Source organism: Sunxiuqinia sp. A32, from assembly GCF_052690465.1.
In genome coordinates this window covers 267,527-289,644 of record NZ_JBQYLI010000003.1, presented here as the reverse complement: position 1 = coordinate 289,644, position 22,118 = coordinate 267,527, and the positions used below count along the sequence as shown (strand labels likewise).

Below are 22,118 nucleotides of genomic sequence, written 5' to 3'. Positions count from 1 at the left end.
CCTAATAATGTTATTTCTTATGGTTGCGATATCTATTGAATTGTATTCTATTGATGATGGTGTAACCAATAGTAAAAACGTAAAAATATATTATGAGCAAGGTAAATTTGGGGGATGGCCTGCTAATATAGGGATTTGGTCATGGGGAAATGAGATATTAACAGGTTTTATTGTTGGTGATCATGAGGATAAGAAAGGACACCCCATAAAAGATGGATCAGAAAGTATAAAATTTGCGAGAAGTATTAATGGGGGAGAAACTTGGTCAATTGAGGCTGGTTTTGATAAAACTTATCCCTTAAAATCATTGGATAAGAGTATTGATTTTTCTAATCCCGATCTTTCGTTTTCTTTTCTTATGTACAATGACAGAAAGGGGCCATCTGCTTTTTTTTATTCATATAACCGAGGTAAGAAGTGGGAAGGGCCTTATAAATTTCATATTGAATTTCCCGACTCTAATCCAGCGGGAATTGTAACTAGAACAGATTATGTTATCGAGGGTAAACATGAAATGACTGCATTTTTAACGGTTGGATTTAAAGAAGGTAATAGAGATTGGCGAGAAGTTGCTTGTGTGCGCACTCATAATGGAGGAAGAACATGGAGTTTTCTGTCATGGATTGGCCCACACGGTGTAAATTCAATTATGCCCTCATCCGTTAGATTAGATTCATCTCAAATAATAACAATAATAAGAAGGACAAAGCCTCCTTGGCTAGTTAGCTATTTATCAGCAGATAATGGGAAATCTTGGAAACAACTATGTGATCCAGTTGATGTTGGCAATACTTTCTTCGGAAATCCTCCGGCTTTGCTAAAATTGAATAATGGGCAACTATGCTTAATTTATGGGATCAGAGGAGAAGATGTAACTAAGGATGGGATAGGTATGTATGTTTCATATAGTTCCGATGATGGGCAGAAATGGAGTAAGCCCCAATTATTGAGAGGACATGATGGTGCCTGTTTTGATATTGGTTATCCTAGATCTGTTTTACTTCCTGATGGAAAGGTTGTTGCTGTTTATTATTACAATAACGCAAATGAAGGGATTAAATACAGGTATATAGCCGCAACAATTTTTACTCCATAATAGATGGTGGTAGAAATTTAGTCTCTCTTATTGTGAAAGCATAGAGTAAAGTTCCTAATATTTTAAATGAGTTAATTTTTTAAATCTTATAATAGAAAAAATATGTATATAAGTGTTAAAGTTTTTGTAATCTTAATTTTAAGCTCTGTTTTGAGTTGTGTTTCTGCTAAAGAAAAGAATAAAGATATTGACAATGTCAAAGTATATTACGAAAAAGGTAAATATGGAGGCTGGCCCGCAAATTGGGGAATCTGGTCGTGGGGAAATGAAGTATTAGTTGGCTTTACACAAGCAGACTTCGTTGATAAAGAGAGAGGGCATACTTTTGATCAGAAATCTTCAATCACGAAATTTGCTCGTAGCATAGATGGAGGAATTTCATGGTCAATAGAAGACGCCTATGATGCTGGTATTACAGAGGGAACTGTAGAGCATAATCTAGGGAACAAATCTATACCTGCCAAACCATTAGCTGAAAGTATTGATTTTACAAATCCAAACTTTGCTTTAACTTTTCGAATGTGCGATATGTACATTGGTCCTTCGTCTTTCTATTATTCCTATGATCGAGGCAAAACATGGGTAGGAGCATTTGAGTTAAAAGTTGATTTTCCAGAACGTGATCCTGCAGGTATAGTTGCACGAACAGATTATATCGTAGAAGGTAAACACGAGCTAACAGCTTTTTTGACGGTTGGATTTAAGGATGGTGATAAAAAATGGAGAGAAGTTGCTTGTGTCCGAACTAGCGATGGTGGACAATCCTGGAAATTTCTCTCGTGGATAGGTTCTCACAAAATTAATTCAATCATGCCTTCTTCTGTGCGCTTAGATGAATCGAGGCTTCTTACTGTAATAAGGAGGACGAAACCACCACGTATGGTCAGTTTCCTATCTGAAGACAATGGAAATTCCTGGACCCAGTTAGCTGATCCTGTAAAGGTCGATTATAATGGAAATCCCCCAGCACTATTAAAGTTAAAAGATGGACGATTGTCCTTGGTTTACGGGATAAGAGGAGAAAAAACGATGTCTGAAGGGATAGGTATGTATGTATCTTATAGTTCTGATGAAGGACAAAGCTGGAGTGAGCCTGAATTATTAAGAGGACATGATGGAGCTTGTTGGGATATAGGTTATCCAAGGTCTGTATTGCTTCCTGATGGTAAAGTGGTAGCTATTTATTATTACAATAATGCTAATGCAGGGGACAAATATCGGTATATCGCTGCAACAATCTTTGATCCGGATCTTAAGTAAGATTTCGACTTCAAGTTGGCAGTTTAATATCACTAATGATCAGAGCATGAAAGGAAAAATTAACATGATCAATCGATTTTATCAAATACTAAAGTCGATTAAATCGATTATTTGGATTTTATATTTTTTGTTAAACTGCGATATTGATACGTTTGCATCAAAGAATCGAAAAATGCCCAACATAGTCATAATCTTAGCAGATGATGTGGGTTATGGAGATATAGGAGGATATTACAGAGGACCTGCAAAAACTCCAAATTTAGACGGACTGGCGCAAGAAGGTATGTTATTTACTGATTTTCACAGCAATGGTCCAACATGTTCCCCTACACGGGCATCATTGCTTACAGGGCGCTATCCACAACGATTGGGAGTTGAAATTCCCCAAAAGCACGTTTTGGATCTTCCGCAAAATACAAATGAAATTACCATGGCGCAATATTTAAAACGAGCTGGATATTGCACTGCAATTGTTGGAAAATGGCATTTGGGGCAACCCCGAGAAGGCAATCCTATAAAGTTTGGCTTTGATGAGTTTTGGGGATATTTTAATGGTGACTTGGATTATTTTTCAAAAATTTCTAGGCACGGAAGTAAGGACTGGTGGCATAATGAAGATATGCTGAATGAAAATGGTTATGTTACAGATCTTATTACAAACCATTCTTGCCGTTTTATTGAAGACCATAAAAACGATCCTTTCTTTCTTTATGTATCTCAACTCGCAATTCATTTTCCTTGGCAAGAACCAGCGGATGACGATCTGTGGACTCGGAGAGAAGGGGATGAATATGTTTCAAATATTCCTGGTCCTTTCTGTAAGTTAGGCCCACATACTCCTAAGGATGTCCCTTCGGTTTTGATCAATATGATAGAAAAGCTTGATGAGAGCGTGGGATGCATTGTAAATACTGTTAAGATCAATTCACTATCTGATAATACTTTAATCTTTTTCTTGTCAGATAATGGCGGTTACACAAGTTACGCTGATAATACCTGGCAAGCAGTCGGATCCAACGGAATCCTCAAAGGACAGAAGACCGAATTGTACGAAGGGGGACATAGGGTACCGGCCATTGCTTGGTGTCCCGGAAAAATTCCGGCCTCTTCTGTATGCGATGAAACGGTTCTGACCTTCGATCTTTTACCGACATTTCTTGAATTGTTAGATATATCAGTTCCCCAAAGTAGTAAAAATTCAATTGACGGTGTCAGTCTCCTTAATGTGTTGTTTAGCAATGGTAAGTTGCCAACTAGGACAATTTTTTGGAGAACTCCAAGTCAACGGGCTGTCCGCATGGGGAATTTGAAGCTCGTTATGAACGATCAGGTGAATGAGCCTGAACTGTATGATCTACGAAAGGATATTGGGGAAAAAGAAAACATCGCTTCTCAATTTCCCCAAAAAATTCTTCAATTAAACTCAAAAATAGAGAAATGGGAGAAAGATTTAAAAAAGGAAAATATAAGCAAATTTGAAAAATAACAAAACTCAAAGATGTTAGACTACTAACATCTAAAAATATAATAGGTAAAATATCTAAAAATGACAATTAGTACAGATAATTTTTTTGATGTAATAGTATGTGGCGGAGGCCCCTCGGGAGTAGCCGCAGCACTGGCAAGTGCTAGGACCGGGGCTAAAACCTTGCTAATAGAAAGATATGGTTTTAGTGGGGGTATGGCAACTGCAGCTTTGGTCAATCCCTGGTCGGGACATGAATATATGGATATTGAAACGAAACAAGAAGGTTCACTAATTGGTGGTATTTTTAAAGATGTAGCAAGTCGGTTAGCAAAGGAGGGCGGCTTTGGGTCAAGTCTTTCGAGATACGCTTTTGATGAAGAACTGTTAAAACATGTTTATGACTCTTTATTAATTGAATCAGGAGTTCATGTTCGTTATCATTCCTACATAAAATCACTAGAGAAAATTGGCTCACGAATAGTATCTGTTAATGTATTATCAAAGGGTGGAAGCGCAACCTTGAAAGCTAAAAACTTTATTGATTGTACTGGTGATGGTGATCTTGCAGCTTTAGCAGGAGTGCCGTTTAAGATAGGAAGGGATGAAGACGGGCTCACCCAGGCTATGACCGTAAGCTTTAGAATGGGAAATGTTGATAAACGGGAAATGATAGCAACAGGTAATTTACGGGCAGCCCGTGGTTTGGTAGAGCCTTATTTCCAGGAAGCCCTGTCCAAAGGGGAACTTTATTATCCCTACAGGGACTTTATCCACTTCTATGATTACCCAAGGACCGGAATACTCCATTTTAATATGACAAGGATCAATGAGGTTTCAGGGTTATCTGTTGAAGATCTTTCTAAAGCAGAGATGGAAGGGCGGAGACAGGCCTACGTGATAGGTAACTGGCTAATTAAAAACGTTCCCTGGTTTAAGGATTCCTTTGTTGAAAAAGTTGCCTGCCAGGTGGGAGTGCGAGAGACAAGACATATTCGGGGATTATACACAGTAAGTCAGGAAGATATCCTTGGAGGCAGGAAATTTGAAGATGGGGTAACCAGGTCGAGGTATTTTATTGATATTCATAATCCTAAAGGAGCAAAAGATGTCCAGCAAATACCAGGGCAGCAGGGAAAAGTGAGTGCAAGTTTTGCTCCTCCTCCGGGAGACTACTATGAGATCCCCCTTCGAAGTTTGCTGACAACGAAATGTACAAATCTTGCAGTTGCCTGTCGGGCACTGTCTGCTACCCACGAAGCCTCTGCAGCAATCCGGGTTATGGCTACGATGCATGGAATTGGAGAAGCTGCGGGACTGGCAGCAGCAGAGGCTGCAAAGGGCCATATGGATGTAATTGAGATATCAGGGGAGTGGTTACGGGACCAAATATCTTACATGTCAGAGGGACCTGATTTTGGCTTTCCATGGAATATGAAGCACCTGGATCAACAAACTTATAATACAAATCTTGTTAACGGGAGTAAAAAATGAAGTTACCTTTTATTGATTTAGCCGTAATTATCCTGTACTTAATATTTATTGTTCTATTTGGCAGTTACTTTGTTAGGAAGAACCGTACAAGTAATGACTTTATGGTCGCAGGGAGTTCTTTGCCGGGATGGGTAATTGGTTTGTCTTATTTTGGGACATATATTAGTAGCAATACATTTATAGGAGTTGTAGGTAGGGCTTTTGGTACTGATTGGAATTATCTTGTTTTTAGTTTAGCTATACCATTTGCAATATGGATTGGGACAAAGTATTTTGTCCCTTTCTATAGGCATGGAGGGGAAATATCTGCTTACCATCATATGGAAAAGAGATTTGGATCCTGGGCCAGGACATATTCTGTTGTATGCTACTTGCTGATCCAGTTTTCCAGGATTGCTACAATAACATTTGGAGTTGCTTTAGCATTAAATGGTTTGACAGGCTGGAGCATGGGATTAATAATAATTGTATCAGGTGTATTGATAACAATTTATACCTTGTTGGGAGGTATTAGAGCTGTGATATGGACAGAGGTCATACAGTCTGTGATTTTATTTGCGGGGGCGATTTTACTATTGGTGATTATATTAGTGGATATTCCGGGAGGTCCGATTAATGCGATCAAGATAGCGAGTGAGCATTCCAAATTTTCACTGGGCTCTTTTGAATTGTCTTTGTCAAAATCAACGTTCTGGGTAGTATTCCTGTACGGACTTTTTATTAACGTCAAAGCCTTTGGTTTTGACCAAACGTATGTTCAAAGGTATCATACTGCAAAGTCTGATAAGGATGCCCGCAGGTCACTCTGGTTTGGAGGTCTATTGTATGTTCCAATTTCGGTATTGTTCTTTTTCATAGGCTCAATGTTATTTTCATACTACCAGACCCAGCCGGCTTTGTTAAATGATTTAAAAGAAAAGGCTGGTATTAATCTGGAAATTAATGAACTGTCGGCTGACGAGAGTAGTAGCGTTAACTATGAATATGCATCAATAAAATCAACTTCATTAACAATTGAAGAAGTTGCAGATCAGGCATTGCCACATTTTATGGCAAACAAACTACCTGCAGGAATAGCTGGTTTTATAATTGCCGCAATCATGGCTGCAGCCATGAGTACCTTGAGTACTTGTTTAAATAGCTCGGCTACTATTCTATTAGAAGATGTTTATAAAAAATATGTACGTCCGAAAGCGGCAGATTCTGAGGCAATGATGGTTTTACGGGGGGGAACTCTTTTTGTTGGAATCATTGGAACCATTGTTGCGCTACTCATAATTGGCTCGGAAAGTATACTTGCTGTTTGGTGGCAATTGACAGGAATATTTGCAGGGGCTATGTTAGGTTTGTTCCTCTTAGGATTTGTAGTTAAAAAGGCAGATAATGTAGCTGCTGGTGTTTCTGTTATCGTAGGTATATTAGTGATTGTCTGGATCTCATTGTCATCTAAGATACATGTACTTCCTGAATTCTTACAAAGTCCTTTTCATACATATATGAGTGTCGTGATAGCAACGCTTAGTATGTTTCTTGTGGGTCTATTTATTAGTAGTAAAAATTTTAATAATGACATCAAATTATAAAACTAATCGTATCATAGGGAATAAGCTTTCTATGCCATTAAGAGGAATCGTTCCTCCAATTGTTACCCCATTGATTGACAACGACACGTTGGATATCGAGGGACTTGAACGTTTAGTTGAGCATGTACTAGGAGGAGGTGTTCATGCCGTTTTTATTTTAGGGACAACGGGCGAATTTGCAAGTTTGAGCTTTAAAGTAAAGGAAGAAATGATCATGTATAGTTTAAAATTTGTTAATGGTCGGGTTCCTGTTTTGGTAGGTATTTCGGACACGTCTTTCCCGGAAAGCCTTAATATAGCTAGAAAGGCAGCTCAATATGAAGCAGATGCGGTTGTCTTAACTCCACCATACTATTTCGAACCCGGGCAGGCAGAATTGCTGGAATACCTGAAACATATTGCTCCGCAGGTGCCACTACCCATTTTTATTTACAACATTCCTGTACATACAAAAGCAGCATTTGCTCCTGAAACGGTAATGCATGCTGCTGAGATCCCTGGGATAATTGGGCTTAAAGATAGTTCTGCGAACTTGGCTTATTTGAACCATACCCGTTATTTGTTGCGAAACAGACCTGATTTTACTTTTATGGTTGGTCCGGAAGAAATCACAGCGGAATTTGTGCTAATGGGTGGGCATGGAGGGGTGAATGGTGGAGCCAATCTATTCCCTCGGTTATATGTTGACCTTTATCATGCAGCGTTGACTAAGGACTTTGAATCGCTTACCTCTATTCAGCAAAAGGTTATGCAAATCAGCACTACACTCTACAAAGTCGGTAATTACGGGTCCAGTTATCTCAAAGGTTTGAAGTGTGCTTTGTCAATAAAGGGCGTTTGCTCTGATTTTATGGCCGAACCTTTTCATCGGTTTAGGTTAGAAGAACAAAAAATAATAGAGGAAGCTCTGGAAAAGCTAGAATTATAGCTTTCTTCTGGGATTACATATGTATAATTTTGATCGTTATAGAAAAAATAGATGAGAGAGAAAGCAAGTATTCGTTTTAAATTTTTGATTTTGTTATTGCATGTAACTTTTATAGTGGAAGTAGCTAATGCAGAAATTCAACTTCCTTCAATTTTGGGAAGCCACATGGTTTTGCAGCAACAAACTAACGCTGCTCTATGGGGAAAGGCAGGATTCAATAAAACGGTGGAAGTGTTGACTTCTTGGGATGGAATTTGTTATCAGGCCAGGTCTGACAGTTTGGGAAACTGGCTGCTGGAAGTCAAGACTCCATTGGCTGGAGGTCCATACAGGATACGTATCACAGATGGAGAACCTCTAGAATTAACTGATGTAATGATTGGAGAAGTCTGGGTCTGTTCAGGTCAATCAAACATGTATATGCCTATGAAAGGTTATAAAAATCAGCCTGTCTGTGGTTCAAATGAAGCCATCCTTAAATCTGGAAACCATTCAATTCGATTGTTTACTGTGAAACAAGATACAAGCGATGTTCCATTGGATGACTTTTCAGGAAAATGGACGGAATCTTGTCCTGAGGAGGTTGCTAATTTCAGTGCGGTGGCTTATTGTTTTGGAAAAATGATCCAAGAGACATTGGACATTCCGGTTGGACTCATATGTTCTAGCTGGGGCGGTACCAGGATTGAACCTTGGATAAGTGAAAAAGTCATAGGAACGTTTGATTTTTTAAAACCACCGTTTGCAAAAAATAGGAACCAGACAAAGTTTCCCCAAGTACCTTCGATTTTATATAATGCTATGATTCACCCATTGACAGCTTTTGCGATTCAAGGGGTGATTTGGTATCAAGGCGAATCAAATCGTTATGGACCTGAAGAGTACGAGAAACTTTTGCCGGGTCTTATCAGTGATTGGAGGTCGCAGTGGGGAATTGGGGATTTTCCGTTCTACTATGCTCAAATAGCGCCCTATGATTATAACGATGAAAAAGTCAATTCAGCTTTTTTGAGAGAGTCACAACTAAAGGTTTCATCAAAAGTTGCCAATGTTGGTATGGCCTGTTTACTTGATGTCGGCGAAAAAGATTGTATTCATCCATCAAATAAAAAAATAGTGGGAGAAAGGCTTGCTTATTTCGCTTTGGCTAAAACCTACGGTATCAGAGGAATTGAATATTCAGGGCCTAAATTAAAGTGTATGACGGTAGAAGGAACTCAGGTACTGTTAACATTTGACCATGCTGAGAACGGGCTTACGACCTTTGGTAAAGAGCTGACTAACTTTGAAATAGCAGGAGTTAATAGGCATTTCTATCCGGCTCATGCTGTTATTGACAAGAAAGGGATAAGGTTGTCTTCAAAAGAAGTGATTAGTCCAGTAGCTGTGAGATATGCGTTTGAAGATTTTGTCGTTGGTCAGCTCTACAATACAGAGGGGCTTCCGGCTTCATCATTTCGAACGGATAGCTGGTAAGAATCAATTCCTTTTCTGTAAGAGGAGGGGGATTTAGCTTAATGTGAATTTAGATAAAGATCACCTAGTGCAAGTAGAGCAATCTCAGTACTTTTCTAGGATTACACACAATAGTCATAATAGCCGTCGGTGACATTTTATTAGGTTTTTCTTGAAATTACTTTTTAAGAAAAAAATATTGACACAAGTAGCTGTAATTGACTGTAAACCAAATAATTTTTGATTAAGTGGGTTTGAACTCAATCCTTTATTTCTTGAAGGAAGGAGTTTCTTGTTGAAAAATTAAAGAATACATAATAAGAAATACAACAAAAAATGAAACTATTCTATATTTCCTTAATAGTATTGGTTGTAGGATGTACAACAGAACCAAAGGTCAATAACACTTTTGAGCCTGTTCAGGTTATTTTTGATTCAGATATGGGACCAGACTATGATGATGTTGGAGCGATTGCTGTATTGCATGCACTTGCAGCTAAAGGAGAGTGTGAAATTTTAGCTTGCTGTGCCAGTGATGCTCATCCATCTATAGCGCCAACAATTAGCGTTTTCAATACATATTTTGGTAAAAATAGTATTCCAATAGGTGTTGCTGTGGATAGTGCCCCCGATTTTACAAAAGGAAACCATTGGAATGATTCTGTTATTTCAAAGTTCTTGCCGGAATCAATGATAGATGAGCCTTATCCATCAGCAGTGGCAGTATATCGAAAAGTTCTTTCTGCCCAACCAGACAATAGCGTAGTTATTGTTACTGTAGGTTTTCTTAGTAATCTTGCTGCACTACTTAAATCGAATCCAGATGAGTTTTCATCTCTAAAGGGAGTTGATTTGGTAAAAAAGAAAGTCAAAAGGTTGGTTAGCATGGCTGGAGGATTTCCAGAAGGAAGAGAATTTAATGTAAGAAAAGATCCTGAAGCTTCATATTATCTCTTTAAAAATTGGCCTACACCAATTCTTTTTAGTGGATTTGAAATAGGGAAGCCAATTTTTACAGGACATAAAATTGCAAACGGGGATACATGCAAGAATCCAGTTGCATGGGCATATCAGTATAATTCGAAAACATATGGAAATAAGATATCTGAAAAACGTAATTCATGGGATCAAACAGCGGTTTTATGTGCTGTCCGCGATCCTGAAAAATATTTTTATGTAAATGGACCTGGAAAGTTTGTTATACATGAAGATGGTCGAAATGAATGGAATCCTAATGAAAATGCTAGCCATTATTTTTTAGTTCATAAATATCCTTATCAGCATATAGCAGATGTTTTAGATGACTTAATGATTTTTGAGCCTTAATACCAATTGAAAGCTGAAGGACAATTTTGACCAGTTCTGTCAATGCAATAGTAGATGTTTGCTGGAGTAATTCACCAAATGTCTGGTTTAGTTTAATGAAAAAATTAATTACTATGAGAAAGAATTTACTTTGGATTTCTCTTATTGTTTGCCCCTTCTTTTTATATGGAATCAAAAAAGGAAAAGAGAGGACCTATAAGGAAGGAATTTTACATGATGAGTTTATATATGAGAAAGCGCCTTTTCAGTCATGTCATGCAGGAACAATTGTTGAAAATTCAGATGGGATATTGATAGCTTCTTGGTTTGGTGGAACCTATGAGGGAGAAGAAGATGTATGTATTTATGTAAGCAGAAAAGTGGATGGTCATTGGACAGCCCCAAAGATTGTTGCAGATGGGATTAAAAATGATTCTTTAAGATATCCAACTTGGAATCCGGTCTTGTATCAGGTTCCTAACAGAGATCTTCAACTGTATTATAAGGTAGGCCAGAATCCTAGGACTTGGGAGGGGATGATGATAACTTCAGAGGATGGTGGAGTTACATGGTCTAAGGAGGAAAAATTACCAGATGGGATTTTAGGACCGATAAAGAATAAACCTGTATTAATAGGGAATAAGTTAATTAGTCCTTCAAGCACTGAGGATGATGGTTGGAAGATACATTTCGAAATATCTGAGGATTTCGGAAAAACATGGAGAAAAACAGCATCTATTAATGATGGATATAATACGATTGCGATTCAACCATGCATCTTAAATTATACAGATGGGCGTATTCATGCCCTTTGTCGAAGTAAAAATCGAGCTGTATTGCAAACATGGTCATCCGATTTTGGAGAAAACTGGTCAGCTTTAACTCAAACTTCTTTGCCTCAAAATAATTCTGGAATCGATGCCATAACTCTTTCTGATGGTCGTCAGTTAGTAGTTTATAACCATGTATTGCCTCCTGATGGGAAAACAAGTGGCAGTCGCTCTCCTCTAAATATTGCCGTTAGTAATGATGGACAGAATTGGAAAGCTGCATTAATTTTGGAAGATGAAACTAATCAGCGTTTTTCCTATCCTGCAGTAATCCAGACTAATGATGGTTTGGTACATGTTATCTACACCTGGAAACGAATAAAAATGAAATATGTTATTATTGATCCCTCGATGTTGGAATTATCGCCGATAATAGATGGTCTGTGGCCAGAATAGTCAGTCAAATATAAATTTTATTTCAAAGATCAGTCAATTATCTTTACTTGTGTGTTCTAAAATTCTAATTTAGATCAAATGAGAATCTGTTATTGTCTAATAATAATTCGTTAGAATAGTCTTTAGGGTATGACTTAGGGTTCGACAATGCAAAAAGACGCTGATAATCAGCGTCTTTTGTAGTCCCAACGGGAATCGAACCCATATCTACAGTTTAGGAAACTGCTATTCTATCCGTTGAACTATGGGACCATGCTTAAAAAGCTTTGCAAAAATAGGAAAAAGCATCAGTTTACAAAAATGATAATGTCCCACCATTTTGGCAGGACATTATTTCATTAATGAGGTTCACAAAAAGTGAATCACGCTATTTCTTATTTTGGTAGTGGATACCCTTGCAATTTCTCCAGATTCAATGCAATCTCTGATTCAGGGTATTCATAGTCATGCAATTCCCCGTTCAGGTATTTATCGTAACCAACTAAGTCCATTAAACCATGTCCGCTGAAGTTGAAAAGGATGGTTTTCTCTTTTCCTTCTTCCTTAGCTTTTTTAGCTTCGCGGATGGTAGCAGCGATAGCATGTGTAGTTTCAGGAGCAGGAATGATACCTTCGGTTTTTGAGAACAACAAACCGGCTTCGAAACATTCGCTTTGGTGAATAGCCTGTGCTTCCATCAGTCCATCACGCAAGGCAGCACTTACCAATGGAGCCATACCGTGATATCGCAAACCACCAGCATGGATTGGTGCAGGAACAAAGTTATGTCCCAAGCTATGCATCGCCAACAGTGGAGTCATTTGAGCAACGTCTCCGTTGTCATAAATGAACGGTGCTTTGGTCAGTGTAGGACAAGAGAATGGCTCGGCACCAATAATCTGGATGTCTGCACCATTAATTTTGTCGTACATGAATGGGAATGAAAGCCCGGCGAAGTTACTACCACCACCGCAACAACCAATTACCACATCAGGTTTGTCAATACCTACTTTAGCAAGCTGTTTTTTCGCTTCCAAACCAATAATAGTTTGATGCAACATTACGTGATTCAATACCGATCCCAACGAATAGCGAGTTTGACCAGTGGTATCTGATACAGCAGCCTCAACCGCTTCAGAAATCGCAATACCTAATGATCCAGGTGTATCCGGATATTGAGCTAAAATATCGCGTCCGGCTTTCGTTTCAGTACTTGGACTGGCAATACAAGTTCCACCCCAAGTGTTCATCATCATCTTACGGAAAGGTTTTTGATCAAAACTTACTCTTACCATGAAAACCTTACATTCAATTCCACCGATCACAGAGCAGGCAAATGAAAGGGCAGAACCCCATTGACCGGCTCCAGTTTCGGTAGTCAGTTTTTTAATTCCAAATTGCTTGTTGTACCAAGCCTGAGGAATTGCTGTATTTGGTTTGTGGCTTCCTGCAGGGGAAACACCTTCGTTTTTATAATAGATTTTGGCTGGTGTTCCCAACGCTTCTTCCAATTCGTAAGCACGAATCAGCGGACTTGGGCGCCATTTGAACAAAATTTGACGAATTTCTTCTGGGATATCAATCCAGCGTTCCTGACTAACTTCCTGTTCAATCAAATTCATTGGAAATACTGGTGCCAACATTTCCGGTCCTACTGGTTTTCCATCTGGTCCTAATGGTGGATTTAATGGAGTTGGAAGGTCAGGCGCCAAGTTGTACCATTGTTTAGGCATATCAGCCTCATCTAAAAAGATTTTCTTTTGTCTAGCCATGATTTTATGGTTTTAATTAGTGTTTTTTGTGAATAAGAAAGGGGTTTGCTGCCTATATACAACAAACCCCTTTCCCGATCCAGTTAAGATCGTGAATTCATATTATGCTTACGTGATTCCATCTTCACGTTACGCCAGTGCCATTCCTTCCCAAATAACTGAATCTTATACATATCTTCATTTTGTCCCGTTAAAACTAGTTATTATTTTTTGAGTTTTCAAGCTCGTCAAAAGTCGAATTGGTTTATTTGAAAGAATTCTAATCTTTCCTTGAAGACCGGAGATACTTAACTTTTAAATCCACCAACCTTTTCGATAATTCTTCCCCTTTGGGAGTCATAAACGAAAGCTTATTCTTTTCGATAGAGAGTTGATAAGACTTTTCGCACTCTGCCAACGCACCTTCAATATCCCCCTTTTCTTCAAATACCTTACTCATTAGATCGTGAGCCTCAGCCAAGTCAGTAGATAAATGCAAAGCTTCCAGAGCATCATCTTCTGCATGGTTTGCCTGCCCCAGTGCCAGATATGTCAGCCCACGCTGGACATGATAATATGACAAGGTATGCTTAGAAATATCTTGAGATACCAAATCTAAACCCTTATCTAAGTCGATCAAAGCATTCTGATTTTGGTTAAGTTGATATTGGAGCTCTCCCCGAAACATCAAGGCCAGTGCATTTTCCTGGTCTATGGATAGCAACTGATCTAAATAGTCAACAGCTGTATCTTTCCATTCCATTTTCGAAGCAGCTTTGGCCTGTAAATAGAATGCATTCACTTTTTTGTTATTTTCAGAAAACGCGTGGTTGGCTCGCCTGGCCATTCGTAATGCTTGATCCATATCTCCATTTCTATAGGCCTTTTGAGCTTTCACCAACTCTTGATCCGGTTCGATATAGAAAATGCTAAAAATGGTTATAACTATTGCGATGACGAATGATATAATGCGGACAAATTTGATCATGATTTACTTTTACTGGTTACGATAGGTAATGATACTAGTATAAAAAAGAACATAAATGCAACATCGATTGCTGATAGAAAAACCCAGAAACCTCCACTCAATCCTTCTGCAAAAGTTTGATGCACAACACCAGCGGTAGAAAAGATACCAAAAACGGATTCGAAAGTATCACCGTTCCATACCCTGCCAAACCAGTTAAACGGATCAAACTTCGGTTGTGCCAGGCCAAACCCAAAAGCCTGTGCAATCATAAAAGCGAAGAAAAGAAGAATCGCTATTTTAAACCGTACATCGGACAAGGCTTCCAGCTGCCCTGAAGCCGTCTTTTTAACAAGCCACGGAATTAGCAAGCCTGCAATCACACCCTGCAACAGGACATAATATCCAATCCAATAGCGAACCCATCCGGTGATAAGCCCGATGGAAACTGCAATAAGTATCCACTTGAAGACCGCTGATACTGGTAGTTTGATTGATTGTTTGCCTTTATTTTTTTTAACTGCCATACTTCAAGTCTTAGTTTTAATCAAATTTATATTCCAGAATGCCAATCTTACATAGGTCGATTCCGAACGCTTAACATCAATACCCTTACTTTACCAACTTATAAAGGACGTTTTTATCAATTGTCCGTTTTCCATGCCGGGTATAGTACCCTGAAATCTCAGAATTATCCGAAGAAACCGTCCAGTGTTGAACATATCCCTGATCAGCGCTGCTACCGTCAGTCGTTGATGGAAATACCTTAAAATTCATATTTCTTCCTTCAAAACGGCCTTCTCCCCGATAACTTTTCCATTTACCAGTGGTCTCATCGGGCCATGCAGAAATGACCTGAAACTCGTCGCCATTTTGCCAAATATGAACACGTGCTATTTGATTTCTACTCCCATTTGAACTCCAGCTACCTGCAATATCGATTGGCAAATTTGAAACTGAAGGAAGGCTTGCAGAACCTACTGATGAACCTTTCTTTTCACCATCCCACTTTTTAGTTGGGGCGTCGTTATTGTATCCCCACTTGCCTTTAAAAGAGGAAAAGTCGCTTGTAAATACGAATTCAAATTTCCCTTTTCCATTGGTCTGTGTCCAGGCACCTACCAGTTTGTTCCCTTGTAAGTTACCATCAATTTTTCCACCCAAATGAGCATAAGTACCGGTGACATGACTCCCACTTATATTGATCGTCATATCTTTAAAATCAGTAGTGTAATCTCCAGCAATCTGATGGTTTGCGGAATAATTTTGATTATTTGAAGAAGATCCTGAATTTGCGGTTTGACTGGTATTGCTCACCACAAAACTCACTGATGCAACTTCTTTTCCTCCACTATCTGAGTCGTTCATCCGTAGATCAAACGACCCTTCTTTTGCCGGAGCTTTAAATTCCAGTCGTCCACTAGTTCTTTTCTTTAGGTACTGGTAAGTTAAATCGTATTTATCATTAGTGGCTTCGCTGCCATGTTGCACCGATGACGGGATAATCCCCACCCAGGCATTATCGGCATACGATCCTGGTGCAGTAAAATCAACATAGATTATTTCTCCTGGTTTAAACTGAGAAGACGGTATATTAAGTGTTTGTGCCCGCAAGGATAAACAAACTACCGAAAGCAAAACAACATAAATAATCTTTTTCATTTGGTTCAATTTAGGCAAAATTAGTTTTTACTGATTTGTGAAACTTTGTAATCAACAGAGCGAATAGTATGTATGAGGGTATTGAAATAATTATCTACCGGGGCGATAAGGACTTTTCCCGTCCCTGTAAACGTATTCACCAATCCCTCTCCTGAGATAATAGTTGAAAATATTCCACGCGTTGCTTTTGCCACTTTTAGCTCAACGCCTGAAGTTCGTGCCACGGCAAAGCGTCCGTCAACAACAAGTTTGTCGTTATTTAATGTAATCTCTTCGAGTGGCCCGGCCGATGTAATAATAACTTTTCCTGTTCCGGCAACCACTGTTTGAAACCACTTTTCGCCGGAAAACATGGCGCTGATAGCCCGGTTGGTGTAAGCCCCTATTTCAACATTTAACTCAGATGCATAATAAGCGCCCTGATCCAAAATCCATTCATCATTTTGAAGATTGAGAATCGTAAATTCACCAAAGGATGGTTGCAGAAAAATCGTTCCTGTTCCACTGATTACTGGTTTTACAATTTTTTCCTTGGTAATCATTGATTTAAATATTTTTCCAACTCCAGGTATATCCGATTCCAACTCCAGGTTACCCTGCATATAGTGCATTGCTCCAGCTTCGTAACGAAAAGCAGAGTTCACAAGATCTACTTTGACCATATTCAAACGCTCACGGTTAACCACATCAAAAGTCACCGTACCAGTTTGCGCAGTTAGGGCAGCAGCAACGCCACCAACGGGTTGACCGCAACTGCCGCAAAATGCTGCATTTGCTTTCATTTCATTTCCACAATTTGAACAGAATGCCATAATATCAGTGTTTATATTTTGTTATTTATTAATTGACTTTTTGTGGTTTATAGTACATTTTGTATTCTCTACTTTCCCCGTAAACAGAAAGAACCCAAACATCATCTTTACTTAACGCCCGTGGAGCTACCGTTGTAAATTCACCGTTATCAGTTTCCCGTCCATCCGAATATGTCAATTCACCATCAATTCCGGCGCGTTTTGATCTGCCTTTAAAATCAGATGGTTTTTCATCATTCAGAGCAGTTTGAAAAAGGATGAATAATACCGAATTAGTCACATTTTTACCATCAAAACTCACGGTAGCTTTTGTTCGAACCTGTTCGCCTTCCATATAAGAATTCTTAAAAGGCGTCCATTTTGCGGACATGGTATAATGAGAGAATGAATTACTGGCTGGATCGGGGGAGACACAGGTTGCTTTTAGACTTCCGTTATCAATAGTAGATTCATGTTTTACAAAAGAATAATAGCCGGAGCTTTTAATAACCTCCGTATCAAATAGTACCCATTTGCTTTCTGCAAGATTTCCCAATTCAATAATGATTTCATTTTTTTCATCAACTACGAATTCTTCGGTAAAAATGGGTTTGCTTACATCGGGCTTGTCTCCGGGTTTGTAGATATCAACCCGGTTAGGCATTCCTGCGGTGTAATGACCAATGTAAGTGAAGTACGTATGGGTTGTGCCGGACTTGTTCAGCATGCCTGTCCATTGCTTTTTGTCGGTTCCAGAGTCCAGTGGGCGGATAGCAACGGTGCAGTCTCCGTACTTGGATGCTTGCCCTTTTCTTAGATTTTCGGTAATCGTCAGTTTTATTTTCTTATTTAACTGTCTGCCAAGTTTCGATGCCTCTTTGGTTAGTTCTGCACGCAATTTTTTCATCCTCCAATTGTTGACGGATACAAAGACTGGAAAAAGTTTATCGATGATCTTTTGCTTTCCTTCACCATAAACACCATCAATATCTTTTTCACTGGGCCAGGCCATTCGCTTTAAACCCGCTTCCCCCGCCAGGGAGTTTAATTCGGCAGTGTTTTCGCTTTTAGTCCCGATACCTGTTTTATTCATGAACTTCCACGCATAATCTTCAATCTCTTCCATAATTTCCTTGAAAGCAGCATTCGGATCATCGGGATTATCCTGATGAATTTTGATCATTAATGAACGCCATTCTTTCAATGACCTTGGGTTGTAGGTTTTATTGTAGTAATCGTACACATCAAAAAGCTCTTTATATTTTTGAGCCAGCATGGCATTTCCAAACTCAGTCAGTGCCACGTCAAAAAAGTAAACACCAATGAAAGCAATGTTGATAGCAGGTGTTCCAAACTCAGCAACCAACTGGTTCATGATGTTTTTAGTGAGGTTAATCGCAGTAGTTTTATTATCGCTGTAACATAAATCATATCCTAATTGAACAATGCTGGCAGCGTATCCCAAATTTTTAAATCCATCATTTAGTTTCGACGTGAAATCAGTTGAGTACATTCCTCCGGCAGTCAGTGTGTTTATTGCTACGCCCGATTGTCCTGAAAATTTTCCCCAGAATGAAAGACCAAAATCCAAAGCTTCCTTGCCCAATGAACGATCATTCTCGTAGTAGTTTTCAAGAACATCAATGTGCGCCCCTTCTCTATAGCGTTTCATATAGCTATCAGAAATATAAACGCTAGTTATGTAAGCGTTTCGTTTCTTGTCGTTTTTTACGGTGAACACTCCGTATTGACTTAGATGATCCGTATGAACAATCAATTGTTTATTCTTGTAGTCAATGTCGTAAATTACCGGTTCCCATTCATTGGTTTTGTCATTGAAATATTGAGCTGCGACACAGTCTTCTATCTTTCCCTGCTCTACAAACCCGGGATCATAGGGAAGTGAAATTGTCAGGTAATCATCAAATTGGTGCTGATTGTCGAGACTAATATCATAAACTGTAATTTTACATTCTCCATCAATTATCTTGTCAGGATAAACACCTACTTCGCAGTCCTTCGGTTCATTTAAATTGAATTCGCCGAAATCAACTTTTACATTGCCAACCTCAGCAATTGTATTTTCGTCATCAACTTTCCTGAATTCAGTCTTTATTGGCTTTACATTTTTAGTAAGCTGATTAATTCGATCTCCAGATCTGGTAATACCATCCCCTAAAAGGATTGCATATTCGTCCATTTTTACATTGTCTGAACTGGAAAAACTACCACCACTCCAATCTCCGGCCAGATTGAATATTTTGACAGCACCCCAAATGATAACCGCCAAAATTAGCAACCGAAAAAAGAATCTTCCGGATTTTTGCTTTGTCGCCTTTTGTACTTTCACAGGGTTTTGCTTTGTCGTTTTCTGTTGAGCCGGTTTCTTGTCTACTCGCTTTTTTACAGGTGGTTTCTTATCTGCTTGTTTTTTTACCGTACCCTTCTTTTCCACCGTTTCTTGCTTTGTGGATTTCACCGCTGTAGTTTTTCTTCTAACCTGCTTTTTGGGTGCCGATTGTTGCTGACTTGGTTTAGGTCCTCCTTTGATTATCTTTCTCCCTTCAGCGGTAAATTCCTCTTCCGGTTTATTCGAGCTTGAAGGCTTTTCTGACTGCAAATCAGCCAAAATAGGCGTTCCGCATGAAGTACAAAACTTCATCCCTCTATTAATCTCAGTTCCACAATTGGTACAAAAAGCCATATTTATCTTTTTAATTCTCCTTTTAAGTAATCAATCCAAACAAAGCCATCGCAAATGGTGAACATCTTGGCTTCGAAATAAAAGTTTGATTTAAGATCGAGCAATACTCTTGTTTCACAATCATCCTCATTTATTGTAAAGGTGTAAAGCCCCCTTTCTTTCTCGGGGTTAAACTTATACAGATAAAGTAGTTCCTCCCCGGCTTCATAATTTGCATTTGGCGCATTTACTTTCCCAAGCTCTTTTGTTCGCTTATATTCTTCATTCAATTTTCGAATAGCACTCCTGCGTTTTGCAGCGTTCTCTTCTTCTGCTTGCTTTTGCGTTTCTTCTGATCCGAGGGCCAAATCAACAATGTCGTTCATAAAACTGAATAATTCGGATGCTTCATATTCTGATATTTCCCATGGCCCATCGGCCAGTTCTGCATCCATGGAGAAAATAATGTCCGTTGAGTTGTCGTCAGTTTTTATGGTAAAACTTTGTTCAACTTCTTCAAATTCATCCTTTTCTTCATTAATTGGAATATAAAGAACTGCTTTCTGCGGCATACCTGCATCCATGAAACCTGCATAAGTGCAAGGGAATTCCATCGTTGCATCCTCATCCAACACTCCCTGCCACAACTTTTGAAAGGTTTTGTTGGCAGTCTTAAAAGCCACTTTAAAACCTTTATAATTTTCGGGTTCTTCATCATTACCCAGTTCAACAAGACATTTCAATGAGTGCTGTTCATTTAATAAATCAGCAAGTTTGGCTGCTTCATTTTGAATTTCTGATTTCGCGTTTAGCAAATAGCGCAATTGCATCCGCTCAATCAGCGGTTGAATATATTGTAAAATGTACAACCTGAATTCTTTATTTAAATCAGTCTTTAACTTTTCGCTGTAACCTCCATCATACGTCCACCCATGCTTCTGTAATTCAGCCTGCATGATTGCTCGCTCTGAGTAATCATCCCAAAAATCCTGAATGTATTCCTGGATCAATCCTTCCACGACTTCTTCAAATTTGGAAGCATCTTTTTTGTCTTCCATTCTCCAGAAAATTTCCTTCTTCCACCAGTGAAAGTTTTTCTTTGCACGAACCCGTTGCTGGTAATTGAAATTGTCAAACATTTTGCGATACAGGTCAGTCCGTCCGGCCCATGCTTCATTGGCAAAGGTGGTCAGGGCATAATCTATTGCAAACACTCCGATAAAAGCGATATTTAGTGAGCGTGTATTTATGATTTTTGAAGCTCCAAAATTGTAGGTATTCTTCAATGTTTCCAGAACAGCCTTCTTCTTGTTTCCGCGCTGCAGATCCATGGCAGAACCAACCAATGCTAATCCAAATCCAATATTCCCGACATAATTATTAAACGTCCCCAAGTCTGAAACTTCAAGCACATTCTCGGCAAAAGACAAACCAGCACTTTCCAATCCATAAAGTTCCATCGCTGAGTTCCAACAGGCTGCCAGGTAATCATCGTCTTGTTGTTGCATGATTTTTTTCGAATCGTAGCCTTCCAATAGCTTAACCTGTGCAGTTGAAGTCAAACGTCCCCATAAATAGGCAGATTCAGCAGCAACTTCCATCAGCGGATTATGAGTAAGTTTTATTGATTTATAAGTGTATGCAAACATGGTGAAGTGATCGGTAAATGTTCGCACCTTGCCTATCTGAGAATCGTAAAATGCCAGTACTTGTTCCCATTTCTTTCCTCGCTGGGTATAACATTGAACCACGCCGTTTTGAGTATCGAAGCCTGCAGGCGGATCAAGCTGGATCTCTACGTAATCATCAAATTCATGAAGATTTCCAAGGCTAATATCTACCACGTTTGTACACTTTCTTCCATCAAAGGGCAGAGTGACAGGAGCCAGCTCTTTTACCACCAACTCTTCTTCGCCCTCAAACAGACCGACAGGAAGTATTACTTTCATGTTGTTTGAGACCTGAACAACAGCATCAATGCTGTCAGTAGAAACACGTTGCTCTGCAAGTATTCCTTTTACTTCGGTTTTTACCTTCTCTGTTTTTAATGCCTGTGTTTTTGGTATTTCGCGATCTGTTATTGCCAGCTGCTCAGTCTTGTTTCCGCTAAATAGATCATCAAACCAGCCTCCTGCAGATTTAAATAACTTAATTCCCCCAACAGTGAGGATTACAGCCAAAATCAGCATTGCTATAAGACAGCCAACATATCCTTTTTTTGAATTTATCTCCTTTGGATGAGGCGTATATGCAGGGGATCGTTGAGAATAATTTTGCGTAGGTTTTGGCCCCCCTTTAATAATCTTCCTTCCTTCCGGCGTGTATTCATCTTCCTTTGCCAAAGGTTTGTGTGCTGGAGATTGTGGTTTAATGTTGCCTGAAATTTCTGCACCACAAGAATTGCAGAATCTCACTCCATCATCTACTTTATTACCACAGTTTGTACAAAAAGCCATAAGAAAATTAGTTATTG

General features: G+C 39.0%; 16 protein-coding genes and 1 tRNA gene. 9 read left to right on the top strand and 8 right to left on the bottom strand.

Features of this window, described 5'->3' with window-relative positions; all coding sequences use genetic code 11:
- The first annotated feature begins 19 nt into the window (after positions 1-19).
- The 9 genes from ACUNWD_RS04560 (at position 20) to ACUNWD_RS04520 (ending at position 11,812) form a co-directional block, all read left to right on the top strand.
- Positions 20-1,096, top strand: coding sequence for an exo-alpha-sialidase (locus ACUNWD_RS04560; protein ID WP_445586592.1), 1,077 nt, complete (start codon positions 20-22; stop codon positions 1,094-1,096).
- 102 nt (positions 1,097-1,198) lie between these two features.
- Entirely contained in the window at positions 1,199-2,356 is a 1,158-nt protein-coding gene (locus ACUNWD_RS04555; RefSeq protein WP_445586591.1) for a sialidase family protein, read from the top strand.
- Positions 2,357-2,528: 172 nt separating this feature from the next.
- A complete protein-coding gene (locus ACUNWD_RS04550) occupies positions 2,529-3,842 on the top strand; it encodes a sulfatase-like hydrolase/transferase (protein ID WP_445586590.1) in 1,314 nt (437 codons plus the stop codon).
- Between the two features lie 60 nt (positions 3,843-3,902).
- Positions 3,903-5,315 (top strand): FAD-dependent oxidoreductase, encoded by a 1,413-nt coding sequence (locus tag ACUNWD_RS04545; RefSeq protein ID WP_445586589.1) that lies wholly within the window; start codon positions 3,903-3,905, stop codon positions 5,313-5,315.
- Positions 5,312-6,898, top strand: a complete 1,587-nt coding sequence (locus ACUNWD_RS04540) for a sodium:solute symporter (protein ID WP_445586588.1) — start codon at positions 5,312-5,314, stop codon at positions 6,896-6,898. The genes ACUNWD_RS04545 and ACUNWD_RS04540 overlap by 4 nt, the downstream gene beginning before the upstream one ends.
- A complete protein-coding gene (locus ACUNWD_RS04535) occupies positions 6,882-7,826 on the top strand; it encodes a dihydrodipicolinate synthase family protein (protein ID WP_445586587.1) in 945 nt (314 codons plus the stop codon). Before ACUNWD_RS04540 ends, ACUNWD_RS04535 begins: the two co-directional genes overlap by 17 nt.
- A 51-nt stretch (positions 7,827-7,877) precedes the next feature.
- Complete coding sequence (locus ACUNWD_RS04530; protein ID WP_445586586.1) at positions 7,878-9,302, top strand: sialate O-acetylesterase; 1,425 nt, start codon at positions 7,878-7,880, stop codon at positions 9,300-9,302.
- A 315-nt stretch (positions 9,303-9,617) separates the two neighbouring features.
- Positions 9,618-10,607, top strand: coding sequence for a nucleoside hydrolase (locus ACUNWD_RS04525; RefSeq protein ID WP_445586585.1), 990 nt, complete (start codon positions 9,618-9,620; stop codon positions 10,605-10,607).
- Between the two features lie 113 nt (positions 10,608-10,720).
- Positions 10,721-11,812, top strand: a complete 1,092-nt coding sequence (locus ACUNWD_RS04520) for a sialidase family protein (protein ID WP_445586584.1) — start codon at positions 10,721-10,723, stop codon at positions 11,810-11,812.
- 180 nt (positions 11,813-11,992) lie between these two features.
- Here ACUNWD_RS04520 and ACUNWD_RS04515 read toward each other — a convergent pair.
- The 8 genes from ACUNWD_RS04515 to ACUNWD_RS04480 all read right to left on the bottom strand — a co-directional run bounded on the left by ACUNWD_RS04515 (position 11,993) and on the right by ACUNWD_RS04480 (position 22,101).
- Positions 11,993-12,064: transfer RNA gene (locus ACUNWD_RS04515), tRNA-Arg, on the bottom strand.
- Between the two features lie 122 nt (positions 12,065-12,186).
- The gene (locus tag ACUNWD_RS04510; protein WP_445586583.1) at positions 12,187-13,563 is read right to left on the bottom strand and encodes a TrpB-like pyridoxal phosphate-dependent enzyme; all 1,377 of its coding nucleotides are present in this window, start codon (positions 13,561-13,563) and stop codon (positions 12,187-12,189) included.
- A 259-nt stretch (positions 13,564-13,822) separates the two neighbouring features.
- Positions 13,823-14,530, bottom strand: coding sequence for a tetratricopeptide repeat protein (locus tag ACUNWD_RS04505; RefSeq protein ID WP_445586582.1), 708 nt, complete (start codon positions 14,528-14,530; stop codon positions 13,823-13,825).
- The gene (locus tag ACUNWD_RS04500) at positions 14,527-15,036 is read right to left on the bottom strand and encodes a hypothetical protein (RefSeq protein ID WP_445586581.1); all 510 of its coding nucleotides are present in this window, start codon (positions 15,034-15,036) and stop codon (positions 14,527-14,529) included. Before ACUNWD_RS04500 ends, ACUNWD_RS04505 begins: the two co-directional genes overlap by 4 nt.
- Positions 15,037-15,121: 85 nt before the next feature.
- Positions 15,122-16,171 (bottom strand): hypothetical protein, encoded by a 1,050-nt coding sequence (locus ACUNWD_RS04495; RefSeq protein WP_445586580.1) that lies wholly within the window; start codon positions 16,169-16,171, stop codon positions 15,122-15,124.
- A gap of 20 nt (positions 16,172-16,191) precedes the next feature.
- Positions 16,192-16,983 (bottom strand): AIM24 family protein, encoded by a 792-nt coding sequence (locus ACUNWD_RS04490; RefSeq protein ID WP_445586579.1) that lies wholly within the window; start codon positions 16,981-16,983, stop codon positions 16,192-16,194.
- Positions 16,984-17,011: 28 nt separating this feature from the next.
- Entirely contained in the window at positions 17,012-19,666 is a 2,655-nt protein-coding gene (locus ACUNWD_RS04485) for a zinc-ribbon domain-containing protein (protein WP_445586578.1), read from the bottom strand.
- A 2-nt stretch (positions 19,667-19,668) separates the two neighbouring features.
- A complete protein-coding gene (locus ACUNWD_RS04480; RefSeq protein WP_445586577.1) occupies positions 19,669-22,101 on the bottom strand; it encodes a zinc-ribbon domain-containing protein in 2,433 nt (810 codons plus the stop codon).
- Between the last annotated feature and the right edge of the window lie 17 nt (positions 22,102-22,118).